General features: G+C 31.3%; 12 protein-coding genes. 3 read left to right on the top strand and 9 right to left on the bottom strand.

Annotated elements, in window-relative coordinates; genetic code table 11:
- Window positions 1–53 precede the first annotated feature (53 nt).
- Window positions 54–818 carry a TrmH family RNA methyltransferase gene (locus tag AC1F25_RS01980; RefSeq protein WP_325908208.1) on the bottom strand — a complete coding sequence of 255 codons (765 nt, stop codon included), beginning with the start codon at window positions 816–818 and terminating at the stop codon, window positions 54–56.
- A gap of 107 nt (window positions 819–925) precedes the next feature.
- Between AC1F25_RS01980 and AC1F25_RS01975 the strand changes: the two genes are divergently transcribed.
- From AC1F25_RS01975 to AC1F25_RS01965, 3 genes are all read left to right on the top strand, one after another.
- Entirely contained in the window at window positions 926–1,201 is a 276-nt protein-coding gene (locus AC1F25_RS01975) for an acylphosphatase (RefSeq protein ID WP_002289551.1), read from the top strand.
- 677 nt (window positions 1,202–1,878) lie between these two features.
- The gene (gene yidC / locus AC1F25_RS01970) at window positions 1,879–2,829 is read left to right on the top strand and encodes a membrane protein insertase YidC (protein ID WP_002291748.1); all 951 of its coding nucleotides are present in this window, start codon (window positions 1,879–1,881) and stop codon (window positions 2,827–2,829) included.
- A gap of 365 nt (window positions 2,830–3,194) precedes the next feature.
- The gene (locus AC1F25_RS01965) at window positions 3,195–4,367 is read left to right on the top strand and encodes an IS256 family transposase (RefSeq protein ID WP_142432588.1); all 1,173 of its coding nucleotides are present in this window, start codon (window positions 3,195–3,197) and stop codon (window positions 4,365–4,367) included.
- A 109-nt stretch (window positions 4,368–4,476) separates the two neighbouring features.
- Here the strand turns inward: AC1F25_RS01965 and AC1F25_RS01960 are convergent, their stop codons facing one another.
- Genes AC1F25_RS01960 through AC1F25_RS01925 form a run of 8 tightly spaced genes read right to left on the bottom strand, consistent with a single transcriptional unit; the run spans window position 4,477 to window position 12,247 of the window.
- Window positions 4,477–5,898 (bottom strand): lipopolysaccharide biosynthesis protein, encoded by a 1,422-nt coding sequence (locus AC1F25_RS01960; protein ID WP_325908207.1) that lies wholly within the window; start codon window positions 5,896–5,898, stop codon window positions 4,477–4,479.
- Window positions 5,899–5,939: 41 nt separating this feature from the next.
- Window positions 5,940–7,016, bottom strand: a complete 1,077-nt coding sequence (locus tag AC1F25_RS01955; protein WP_104674331.1) for an EpsG family protein — start codon at window positions 7,014–7,016, stop codon at window positions 5,940–5,942.
- A complete protein-coding gene (locus tag AC1F25_RS01950; RefSeq protein WP_104674330.1) occupies window positions 6,991–7,881 on the bottom strand; it encodes a glycosyltransferase in 891 nt (296 codons plus the stop codon). Before AC1F25_RS01950 ends, AC1F25_RS01955 begins: the two co-directional genes overlap by 26 nt.
- The gene (locus tag AC1F25_RS01945; RefSeq protein ID WP_104674329.1) at window positions 7,874–9,004 is read right to left on the bottom strand and encodes a glycosyltransferase family protein; all 1,131 of its coding nucleotides are present in this window, start codon (window positions 9,002–9,004) and stop codon (window positions 7,874–7,876) included. The genes AC1F25_RS01950 and AC1F25_RS01945 overlap by 8 nt, the downstream gene beginning before the upstream one ends.
- An 11-nt stretch (window positions 9,005–9,015) precedes the next feature.
- Window positions 9,016–9,987, bottom strand: coding sequence for an ATP-grasp domain-containing protein (locus AC1F25_RS01940; protein ID WP_104674328.1), 972 nt, complete (start codon window positions 9,985–9,987; stop codon window positions 9,016–9,018).
- 14 nt (window positions 9,988–10,001) lie between these two features.
- Window positions 10,002–10,514 (bottom strand): GNAT family N-acetyltransferase, encoded by a 513-nt coding sequence (locus AC1F25_RS01935; protein ID WP_104674327.1) that lies wholly within the window; start codon window positions 10,512–10,514, stop codon window positions 10,002–10,004.
- Complete coding sequence (locus AC1F25_RS01930; RefSeq protein WP_104674326.1) at window positions 10,507–11,136, bottom strand: sugar transferase; 630 nt, start codon at window positions 11,134–11,136, stop codon at window positions 10,507–10,509. The genes AC1F25_RS01935 and AC1F25_RS01930 overlap by 8 nt, the downstream gene beginning before the upstream one ends.
- A complete protein-coding gene (locus AC1F25_RS01925; protein WP_104674325.1) occupies window positions 11,114–12,247 on the bottom strand; it encodes a DegT/DnrJ/EryC1/StrS family aminotransferase in 1,134 nt (377 codons plus the stop codon). Before AC1F25_RS01925 ends, AC1F25_RS01930 begins: the two co-directional genes overlap by 23 nt.
- Window position 12,248: the final 1 nt, after the last annotated feature.

Raw genomic sequence — 12,248 nt, 5'->3', positions numbered from 1 at the left:
CGGATTATTCTAGTCGCCTTGGATAAAATAGCCAAAGCTTAATAGTTCCTTAATCATAAAGAAAAATGATAAAGAACAATTCCTGCCGCAACCCCAACATTCAACGATTCCGCATTTCCTTTCATCGGGATATATACGTTCTGGTCAGTCAGAGACAAGATTTCCTGACTTACCCCCTGACCTTCATTCCCCATGATTATTGCGAAGTTATCTGATTTTTCTACTTTGTCTAATGCGTGTGCTTCTTCATTTAATTCTGTGCCATACACTGTGAACCCTTTGTCTTTCATTAAAGGGATCACTTCTGTCAAATCTTTTTGCAACACAGGCAAATGATAATTGCTTCCCTGCATGCTCCGTAGCACCTTTGTACTATAAATATCTGCCGTTCCTTTGCCTAATAAAACACCAGCCATATCAAATGCATCTGCCGTACGGATCATCGTCCCTACATTTCCAGGATCTTGTACATTATCTAATAACAGCCAACCTCCTGAAAAATCTGGCGCGCCTTCAGCCGCTAACGCCATTACTGCTAAGATTCCTTGTGGTGTAGGTAGATCCGATACAGCATCCATGACCTCATCCGAAACTAGAAAAGTAGAAATCTCTTTGTTTGCGGCCAGCCAGTCTCCCCATTCTTTCCTGCCTCGCTGTGTCACAAAAAGTTCTTTTATTTCTGCATCAGACGACGCAGCCTCTTCAATCAGATGGAACCCTTCCAAAAGATATTCTTCCTTTTCTTCCCGATATTTCTTTTTATGTAGTTTTTTTAATTCTTTGATTCTTGGATTTTTTGCTGATTGGATCTCTTTCACATTCCTCACCTCCCCATGATTATATCATGGAATAGGTGCTTTAGCTTGTTTCATCCTAAAAAAATCGGTATCATTAATTTATAAAATAGGAAAGAAAGGTGACGAACATGCGCAAAGTTAAAATGAACGTCCAAGGACGCGTCCAAGGCGTAGGATTTCGCTACATGACCAAGATGGTTGCTGATCAGTTAGGCGTGACCGGAACGGTAAAAAACGAAGATGACGGCTCAGTCACGATCGAAGCAATCGGCAATGACGACATCATCCAGAAATTTATTGAAGAAGTCAAGAAATCACCGAGCCCAAGTGGACGAGTGCAGTATGTGGATGTCCAAGAAGACCCGATGATTGAGGAACGAAAGAAATTTGATGTGGTGGGATAAGGTTGTGAAAAAGCTGGTCTGCATCAAGCATTAAGGACAGGTTGTGAAAAATAGCTCTCCATATTTTTCAACAGGCTGGACTTAATGCCGTAGATGCAAGCTTTTGAACACCGTCAATAAGGTTGTTTTTGAGGCGCTTTGCCTCGAGTATTAAGGAGAAACATTTTCAAAATAGCTTCTCATATTTTGAAATGTAATGACTTAATACCGAGAGGCAGCTGATAAAACACCGTCAATAAGGTTGTGAAAAAGTCGCTTAGTTTTGAGTAGTAAGGAGAATTTTGTGAAAATGGCTTTCCACATTTTTGCATAAAATTTGACTTAATACCGAGAAACTGACTTTTGAACACCGTCGATAAGGTTGTTTTTGAGGCGCTTTGCCTCAAGCATTAAGGACAGCAGTGAAAAAGCTGATCTATCACTTGCAGTGAGTTCATTTGTCTCCGCTTTTCGGGCAGAACAAAAAAGTTTTTAGTTTATTAAAATAAGAAAGAAACACTTGGAATCATTCTACTTTTTCCTAGTATTTCTTTCTTGATTTTTTGTCTTTTTTTCAAAATTTTTCGCTACGTAAAAGAACGAATATTTATATGAAATTTCTATGAAGTTGATTGAATTCCATGCGCTTTTTTAGTATAGTTAAGTTTGTGTAAAAATTATAGAAGAGGAAGTATTCTATGAATAAATGGAAAAACTGGTTATTGGGATCCGGACTTGTCAGTATCCTGCTCTTTTTATCTGGCTGTGTGCGGATGGATTCAAACGGAAACCCTGACACTTCGGGAATCGTTTATCGAGTACTCGTCCATCCTATGGGCCAAGCGATTACATATCTAGTTGAGAATTTCAATTGGTCTTATGGCTGGGCAGTTATTGCAATGACTGTGATCGTCCGTATCATCATCTTGCCACTAGGTATTAGTCAATCGAAAAAAACAATGATCCAATCTGAAAAAATGCAAGCGTTAAAACCACAAGTTGAAGCAGCCCAACAAAAATTGAAAGCTGCAACAACACGTGAAGAACAAATGGCGGCACAAGCAGAAATGCAGCAAGTATACCGCGAAAACGGATTGAGTATGACCGGCGGAATCGGCTGTCTGCCTCTATTGATCCAAATGCCGATCTTCTCTGCCTTGTACTTTACGGCACGTTATACAGAAGGTATTCGGGAATCATCTTTCTACGGCATCGATCTAGGCTCACCAAGTATGGTGCTTGTTGCCATTGCAGGGGTCGCTTATCTGCTTCAAGGATATATCTCAACGATCGGTATTCCTGAAGAACAGAAAAAGACGATGCGTACGATGCTGATCGTCTCTCCTGCTATGATCGTCTTCATGTCGATTAGTGCGCCAGCCGGTGTTACACTTTACTGGGTAGTCGGTGGTGTGTTCAGCTGTCTGCAAACATTCATCACAAACGTTATGATGAAACCACGTTTGAAAGCACAAGTGGCAGAAGAGTTGAAACAAAACCCACCAAAACAAGTCGTCACTCCAAGAAAAGATGTGACAGAATCAGCTAAACCAGCTGACAGCAAACAAGCAACCAAACAAATCAAGCAACCCAAAAACAGTACAAACAACAAAGGCCGCAACGCAGGAAAGCAGCAGAAGCGGAAGTAGATAGTAAATAAAAGTGTAATAAAAATTCATTAACAGTTTTAGCAATTAAAAATATCGACCAAGATTTTTGAAAAAGAAATCTGGTCGATATTTTTATTTAAGTGGAAATTCACTTTTTGTCAACTATAGATAATCAGTCTCTGCGCTTTATTAAATTTTTTTAACAGTCTATTTTTTTAATCTTTCTTTAGTCTATGACAAATTGTCTAAATCAATATAGTAAGCAGAAATAGTATAATAAATTAGTATTTCTTAATTATTAAAAGATAAAGTCCATATAATTGTGTAAAAGATAAAAGGCCATGTAACAGCCCTTTTACGGTACAATGTTTTTAACCACAAAAACATACCCAGGAGGACGTTACATGACCCAAGTACATTTTACACTGAACAACGAAGAGGTTCAAAGTATTATTGAATATTCGGTAAAAGATGAAGTTTCTAAAAATATTTTGACCACTGTTTTCAACCAATTGATGGAAAATCAACGAACAGAATATATTCAAGCCGATGACTATGAACGTTCAGAAAGTCGTCAGAGTCAAAGAAATGGCTATTATGAGCGAGACTTTACGACTCGTGTGGGCACACTCGAGTTAAAAGTGCCTAGAACACGTGATGGTGAATTTTCACCGACGGTGTTTGAGCATTATCAGCGAAATGAAAAGGCACTGCTCGCTTCAATGCTTGAGATGTATGTTTCAGGCGTTTCGACACGTAAAGTTTCAAAGATTGTTGAAGAGCTATGTGGAAAATCGGTATCGAAATCTTTTGTTTCTAGCCTGACTGAGCAGTTAGACCCGATGGTCAACGAATGGCAGAACCGTTCACTCTCAGGTACGAGTTATCCTTATCTGATGACTGATGTTCTCTACATAAAAGTCCGTGAGGACCATCGAGTGCTTTCTAAAAGCTGCCATATTGCGATCGGGATAACAGAAGGTGGTGATCGTGAAATCATTGGCTTCATGATCCAAAATGAAGAAAGTGATGACACATGGTCCATCTTCTTTGAATACTTAAAAGAACGCGGTCTACAGGGGACAGAACTCATCATTTCTGATGCCCATAAAGGCCTAGTGTCTGCAATTCGTAAGTCATTTACCAACGCAAGTTGGCAGAGATGCCAGGTCCATTTTTTAAGAAACATCTTCAGTTCCATTCCAAAAAAGAATTCAAAACCGTTTAGAGAAGCAGTAAAAGCGATCTTTAAGTTTACGGATATTGAACTCGCTCGAACAGCTAAGAATGCCTTAGTCGGTGAATATATCGACCAGTCTAAATATACAAAAGCTTGCGAAACATTGGATAATGGCTTCGAAGATGCCTTTCAATACACGGTTATCGGAAATGGTCACAATCGGCTAAAAAGCACCAACCTTCTTGAACGACTGAACCAGGAAGTCCGCAGAAGAGAAAAGATTATTCGGATTTTTCCCAACCGAACGTCTGCCAATCGATTAATTGGAGCTGTCCTTATGGACCTTCATGACGAATGGCTCAGTTCTACAAGAAAATATATTAAGTTTGATCAATGAGAGACCGGTAAAACATTGTATAGTATTTTACACAGGATTATGGACTTGACTTATTAAAATGAATGGCTAAAAATATAAGCGTTAAAAAACTATTTTATCTTCTAAGTATTTAATTATGATTTTTAATTATATAATTAAAAAAGTAAATAGATTTTTTTATTTTTTTTCTTATAAAAAAGATATAGAAACAAAATATAATAGGATAAATTATGTGTCCACTATTCGTATCTATATAATAATTACTAAAAATAAAAACAGCTACTAATATAGTCTCTTGGAATAGGTCATAACTAATATTAATTTTTAATTCCTTTACTAATAACACCTCTGCAATTATACATCTAATCATAATACTAACGAGCAAGAAAATTAAAGTTAAACTCAATGATTTTTCTATAATAGTACTATAAAATGTAAATACAATAGTAAATAATAGGGCTGTTAAATTAGAAAATAAAATTTTACGTTCTTGACGAATTGTTTTTAAGTAAGTCATTACTAGCAAAGCCATTCTACTCTCAAAAATTATCATAGGAAATAATATACCCATGTATACAACACTTTGATAATATTGTGGAAGCCAAATCTGTAAAATAACTTTTGTTGGCAAATACATTGTCAACAAAGAAAAAGTAAAAGGAACAAATAAATTTCTCAAATTTAAATAAAGCACTGGTAACTGTTTTGCATTTGTTTTACGAAGTAGTGGAAACATCACGACTCCAACTGAATTTACAAACGTTAAAACCATATTTGAGATGCTAAGTACTAACGACAACTGACCAAAAGTCTTTATATCCCAAACACGCTCAACAAAAACCCTTGTTACTCCCGTAATTAAAAAACTTGCAATATTGCTAAACATAAGATTGCTACCTGATTTGATATTATTGATAATATCAGGAAAGATACTTTTGAATGTCTTTATTTTTATAAAAAGAATATCCCTTATCAAATACAATCCCCAAACAGTCATAATAAGTTTTGAAAGTAAATCAAGAATTACTACGCCTAAATAACTCTTAAAGTTTAATAAATAAATAATTAAAACAGTAACATAAATGTAACGATCTGTCCTAGATAGCTGCGCATACTCTTTAATTCGACTCGTGGATTGTAAAATAAAAAGAACAAATTGTTTACAATTGACTATAATTATCGAAATTGCAGTTAAACAAAGTATAACTTTTAAATTTTTATCTTTAAAAAAGAAGCTAACGAAAATTATACAAAATAAAGAGAGTATACATTGAAAAAACAAAAAGTACCAAAATTGGGTGCCTAATTTTTGTTTATCTAACTCCCTATATTCTTTCCCAGCAATAGCTAAATAAATTCCATCCAGCCATCCAAGATGAAAAAATCCAACATATCCTGAGTATAATATATATAACTGCCATAAACCATAGTTTTCTAAATCTAGAAATTTGGGTACAATTAAATACAATATTGCATAAACAAATAAAACAATAAAATTAGCCGAAACTGTATAATTTAAATTTTTTAATATAGATCTTACTCTTTCACTCATACTTTTCCTTCATTTCTTCATTTTGTAACACATAAAATTTCTTAAAATAAATAATTAAAAATAATATTATTTTTAAATAATGCTAAAAAACCAGTTTCTATACTTGAACCTTTTATAGTAAAAAAATACGCAGAAAATACAATATAAAATAAGTAAATGATTAAAAGAAAATAGTTTTTTATTTTTGTTTTTTTATAAAACTTATAAAAAAAGTGAGAATATAAAACATAGTTCAATAAATAAATATTTCTTATAAGTCGAATAAAATTATTATTGATAAGTACCCATAAGAAGCTAGTTGAAACTAATAAATTTATAATATAAATATAATAAAACAAACTATTTTTATTATAATCAGTTAAATTAAAAACCATTTTTTTTATAATAACTATATTAACAGCAAAATATATTAAGAGTAGAACATTTTTCAATCCACCTGCTGTATTCTCTCCGTCTAAGTAAGTCACAAATTTTGTATCCAAAAAATAGTTTTGTAAATTATTACCTGTAAAGAGTAGTGTTAATAGTATAGTGATTATCAATACATTTATATACTTCTTTTTAAGCTTGATAAAAACTAAAACTAAATAAAATAATGATGTTATATGAAATAGTGAAGCGATTACTACTAAAATTATATAATATATATATGATTTTTTTCCCATCGTATTTATAAAGACACGTATAGCAAACAATATAAAAAGCATAGAAATGAAATTACGAATTTGAATTGCATTTGAAAAAAATCCAAATATAAAAAAAAGGATTAAAGTGAATGCAACATGATTTGTATATTTAGCAACTATTACAATTAAAAATAATATACAAAAAAAGGAAGTAACACAAAGAAATACTTGATAATTATTTGAAAAAAAACTAAATATATACATTAATGTTTTGAATCCAACTTCAATTCCTGGATCTGAATTAATACCATATAAGCATATTCTATTGTATAAAAATTCATAGGCTTTATAGTCTGCATTGTAGCTATTAAACCCCATTAAAATCCACATGAATAGACCTATAAGTAGACTAGATAATTTATCGATGTTAGACCTTTTACAATGATATTTCAGTATAGATTCCTCCTCATGAATTATTGTAGTCGAAGCCATCTTTGATTCCTCTGATAATATACTTGATTTTGTTAAATCTATCTTTTTCTAATAAGCAAATAATTATTGTTTTAAATAATCTTTTCCTAATTAAACTTATAAACATTTTGTCGGTACTATACAATTTTGTCATAATGATAGAATTCCTAGCAATGTAATATCTTCTGTTCTCATTATGATTACTATGTTGTATGCTCATCCCTCCAATCTTAATTAGTTTCCCTTCACCTACAGTATGTGTAATTTGTAGATAGTCTGTAGCCACTATTTTATATCCATTATGATTCACTCTTACACAAAATTCAATGTCAATTTGATCAATAAAAAAATCTTCTCGCATGTTACCAACTTTTTTTATTAAATCAATTCTAAAAATCATTCCAGATGCATTTGCAAATGCAATTTCTAAAAAATGCTGATTTACTTGTTTTTTAATATATTTTTTTTTGGTTTTTACAGTAAAATCTGCTAATTTAAGTCTTTTTTTATCATAATATACAGGGACCAATACTCCCAATTGAGGAAACGTAGACTCTGCTTTATAAAATGTAGATACTAGGTTTTCTAAAAAAACAGTTTCAAACATCGTATCTTGATCAAATAATACAACAAATTCTACGTTTTTTTTCTCTAGTACACTTATCCCTATATTTTGTGCAAATCCTAATCCCTTATTTTCTTCAAGTTCTATAAAATTTATATTTTTCTTTTGGAAAGACTGCTTTCGTAAAGAAGATTTTGTTTCGCTTTCTGTTGACCCATTATCAATTATAACAGTAATATAATTTTCCAAGGAATTTATAATTCTTAATAATTCACTTTCAGGGTTATAAGTAACTATAATTATACCGATTTTTTCATTCACTAAATAATCCTCCAATAATCTTTTCCCATTGGTTTAGAATTGTGTTACTATAAAACTTTTCTTCATATAGTTTTCTAACTCTCAATCTTACATTATGATCTTCCTTATAATAATTACACAGATCATAAAAACTATAAATTTCTGAATAATAAATTCCTATCCCTTTGCTCTTGATAAAATCAAAAGTGTCTCCTCTTAAATTCGATATAATTGGCAATCCAAATTTAAAATATTCAATAGATTTTAAACTTAAACCAATAATTGTATTTTCTGCAAAAAGATTTAGTCCAAAATGACATCTATTAATAATTTTATTCTTTTCTACATCAGAATAAATTGGTCCATGGTCTACAAACTTACCACCATATTTTTCTACAATATCAGCAAATTTTTCTTTTTTTTCGCCTTTGCCCATAAAATGAACAGAAAAAGAAAAATTAGCAGGAATTATGTCAAAAATAGATTCCATCGCTGCAAAATTTACAATGTTATTGATTGTTCCTAAATAGCAAAAATTAATCTCTTTGTCTATAAAACCTAAATTACTAATTTCAACTTGAAAAGACTCGTTGTTCAACGCTTCTGGATATATAGTAAACATTTTTTTTTCATCTTTTATTGGTAGATACTTTTTATATAAATTACATTCTAAAACAGTAGCTTGAGTTTTAGTTAATGAGCTATCTCTTAAACACCTCCATATGTCAAATAGATGTTCAATAATTTTGTTTTTTTTCTTTGGAAAAGATTCAGGCCAAAGATCATATACATCTACTAGAACTTTGGTATCCTTACAAAAATTGACCAATAAGAACAATAGTAAATTCGGTGGTATTCTACAATAAACATTTTTAGGTTTATTCTTTTTTATAAATAAAAAAGTAGATATAGAGAAAAATAAATGTGATATAATTCTCTTAATTGAAATATTTTTTTTATATGGTATGACTTTAATTGGAATTATACACTTTCCTTCCTGTTCGATATAATTTATTTTTTCTTTTTTTGTATGAGAATAATTAGAAGCTACAATTGAAAATTCTATTTTTTTTTCTGTTAAAACTTCTTCTAAACGTTCCGTTCTTCTACTATATCCGAAAGGATGAATCAACAACCAATTCATACATATCTCCTTTAAAATTTTCTGATTTTTATGTCATTATATTTCATCATAAAAATATTTTCTGGATATTCAAGCTTTTTTTGAGGAGTTAACTCATCTCCGAGATTATTGATAATATGATTAGGAAAATTTATACCACATTCATAAGCATGTGGATAACCTCCGCCAAAACGAGGATTGATTTCAGATAAATAATATTCACCATCTTTTTCAAAGATATCTATATCTACAGGACCAAAAAAACCTGAGACTTTGTTAAAAAAATCTTCAATTAAACTTAAAATTTCAGCATTTTTAACTGATACAGATTTATCTGTTTCTCCAGCTCTCATTTTGATTTTCTCTTTTATAAATATTTCTATTAAGACACCAGTGTGCAAATCTATATAGCAATCTACGCCATATTCCCTACCATTCATATTCTCTTGAATCATTAATTCAACTTTTGAAAATAAAAATATTGATTCCAATTGCTCCATGTTGTACACTCGATTGATGTCTAGACTCGCACTTCCTAAAATAGGCTTTACAAATACTGGAAAAGATATTTCTGATTTATTATACGCATCTTTAAACTCTGATATTGAAAAATAACTTTTTTGAGTTTTCACATTTACTTTATTAAGTAAATAATACATATCTTTTTTATTCAAACACTTTTGTGCCATCTGTAAGTCTGGCCCTATAACTTTCACCCCTAAGGCTTCAAATAACTCTCTTTTTTCTGAAATAAGTATTAATTCTGTATCAATAAGTGATAATAAAAAATCAATTTTTTCTTTTTTACAGATTTCCAAAATTTTTTCTATATAATTATTTTCAGTAAATTTAGGTACTAAGTAATAATTATCGCAATCATATAAAGCAGGAGCAAATTTGCTTGAATCTGCACCAATTAACTTACCTTTAGAAGCTGATAGTTCTTTCTTAAAATATTGAATAACTTTATTTCTTGTTCCACAACTTAGAATTAATCCATTCATACACTTTCTCCTGTTTACAAAAATTTTTCTCTAATTTGAACATCCATATATTGACCATCAATATACCGTTCTTTATTTAAAGTTCCTACAAGGCAATATTCCATTTTCTCCCAAAATCTTACAGCAGAAATATTATTACTAACAACAAAAAGAGAGATTTTTCTTAAATTCAAAAAATTTTTAGCATAGTATTCAATCTTTTTCACTGCAATACTCCCAGCACCTTTACCTTGAAATTCCTTATTTCCAATATATATTCCTATCTCACAGGTGCCATGGATTTGTTTAATGTTGTATAGTCCTACTAGCCCTACAGGGATTTGCCTTTCTTCATTAACAATTAAAAATCTTTGATTAGATTCTGTTTGTTTCAGTAATGAATTCATATAACTCTGTATTTCAGTAAGCGACTGTGGTTTATATCCACCTCCAAGATATTTAAATATTTGTGGATTATTTTTCCATTCATAAATAACTGAAGCATCCTCAAACTCAATAGGACGAATATTAAAATTTATTTTATTCATTTTTATATAACTTACCTCCACCATATATATCAGTTTGTTTCAAAGTTCTTAAAATTGTAAGAAATAAAATTTTCAAGTCTAATAAAAAAGAAATTTTTTCAACATATATATTATCGATTTCTATCCTCTTATCCCACACTACAGAATTTCTTACAGTGCATTGAGAAAGCCCTGTCACACCTGGTCTAACAGTAAATCTTTTTTTTGCCCAACTAGGATAATTAGCATAACCTTTATATGGAAAATATGTTACTGGGGGTCTAGGACCAATAAGGGACATATCCCCTTTTATAATATTCCATAATTGAGGTATTTCATCTATACTAGTTTTTCTTAATATCCTACCGATTGATGTGATTCTGCTATCACTGGATGACTTTACTGATAATCCATCTCCTATATTCTCTGCTCCTACACACATAGTACGAAATTTATATATGTGAAAGGTACAACCATTTTTCCCAATTCTTTTTTGTTTAAAAAAGATGGGCCCATTTGATGTAACCTTTATCAGAATACTTATAATAATCAAAACAGGGAAAAGAATGCTTATAAGTAACACTGATATTACTAGATCTAATATTCGTTTAATTATATTTTTATATAAAATTTTTCCACTCATTATTAGCCACCCTCTTTATTGTAGAAACAACTGTTTTCAAATCTTCATCTGTCATCTTTGTGTCTGATGGTAAACATACTCCTAAGTCAAATAAAGTTTCTGCTACATCATCTCCAATATAATCATAATTTTTGAAAACAGGTTGTAAATGCATTGGTTTCCATACTGGGCGGGCTTCTATATTATTTTTGTCTAACTCATCAATAAGATGATTCGTATTTATTCCCTTTATTATTATGACACTTAACCAATAATTCGGTTCATTCCAATTATTTTCTGGCATGAATTGTATATTTGACAATTTAGACAATTCTTTTTTATAAAAACTATGAATATATCGTTTTTTCTCAATTCTTTCATTTAAAACTTTCAATTGTCCTCGACCGATACCTGCAACGATATTGCTCATTCGATAATTATAGCCAATTTCATTGTGTTGATAATGGCGTGCCTTCTCACGAGATTGTGTAGCCCAAAATCTCACTTTTTCCACCTTTTCTTTGTCATTGGATACAAGCATTCCGCCACCTGAAGTTGTGATTATCTTATTTCCATTAAAAGAATAAATTCCATAGTCACCAAATGTACCAGTATATTTTCCTTTATATGTTGTTCCTAATGATTCTGCAGCATCTTCAATTAGAGTAACCTCATATTCTTTGCATATTTTAGTAATTTCGTCTAAGTTAGCTGATAAACCGTACAAATGTACTACTAATACAGCCTTTGTGTTAGGATATTTTTCTAGCGCTGTTCGCAAATGTTCAGGTTTCATATTCCAAGTTTCGTAATCACTATCAACAAATACAGGTATAGCTCCTTGATAGAGAATTGGATTAGCCGTAGCTGAGAACGTCAAGGACTGACAAATCACTATGTCATCTTTACCGACCCCAGCCGCTTTCAAAGCTAAATGTATAGCTGCTGTTCCAGAAGATAATGCGGCAGCATGACTAGCTCCCACGTATTCTGCTAATTCTTTCTCAAATCCATTCACATTCGCACCTAAAGGAGCAACCCAATTTGTATCAAATGCTTCTTTTACATACTCTTGTTCATATCCTTCCTCACTCATATGAGGAGATGCTAATAAAATTCTATTATTTTCCATT

The organism is Enterococcus sp. M-BR2 (assembly GCF_056612775.1).
This window is presented reverse-complemented; position numbering and strand designations above follow the sequence as displayed.